Source organism: Vibrio sp. Isolate22 (genome assembly GCF_022398115.1).
GTDB lineage: Bacteria > Pseudomonadota > Gammaproteobacteria > Enterobacterales > Vibrionaceae > Vibrio.
This window is the reverse complement of record NZ_JAKEUW010000154.1, coordinates 1-738: the sequence shown is the minus strand read 5'-3', so window position 1 is coordinate 738 and position 738 is coordinate 1. Positions and strand designations below refer to the sequence as shown.

2 rRNA genes are annotated in these 738 nt (G+C 40.8%); both read left to right on the top strand.

Annotation, left to right across the window (positions count from 1 at the left end):
* Window positions 1-211, top strand: a 16S ribosomal RNA gene (locus L1D55_RS27470); the annotation flags it as partial.
* Between the two features lie 361 nt (window positions 212-572).
* Window positions 573-738 (top strand): 23S ribosomal RNA (locus tag L1D55_RS27465); the annotation flags it as partial.

Here is a 738-nt window from a genome sequence, read left to right as displayed (position 1 = left end):
AAGTCGGAATCGCTAGTAATCGTAGATCAGAATGCTACGGTGAATACGTTCCCGGGCCTTGTACACACCGCCCGTCACACCATGGGAGTGGGCTGCAAAAGAAGTGGGTAGTTTAACCTTCGGGAGGACGCTCACCACTTTGTGGTTCATGACTGGGGTGAAGTCGTAACAAGGTAGCCCTAGGGGAACCTGGGGCTGGATCACCTCCTTATACGAAGATGTTCACGATAAGTGTCCACACAGATTGATGGTTTAGATTTAGTTAAGGCCAGAGCTTTAATTAATAACGACAGTTATTGATTAAAGCTTTTTGCTTTATGCTCTTTAACAATTTGGAAAGCTGACTGATTAACTCTTAGAGTTAATCAAATTAAAAGTTCTCAATGTTTACTTTTCGAAGTAAACACAACACAAACACATTCAAGTGTCTTGGCTTTTTGTCTTCACTTTTTAAAAGTGAAAATAAAGAGTATTAAATTGAGTCCGGCAAACACGTAATAAGAACTAACCCTTCTTATTACAACCAAAAACCTTGGTTGTTTACCATACATAAAGACCTCTTCGGGTTGTATGGTTAAGTGACTAAGCGTACACGGTGGATGCCTTGGCAGTCAGAGGCGATGAAGGACGTATTAACTTGCGATAAGCCCAGATTAGACAGTAAAAGTCATTTGAGTCTGGGATTTCCGAATGGGGAAACCCACTTACATAAGTAAGTATCTTGTTGTGAATACATAG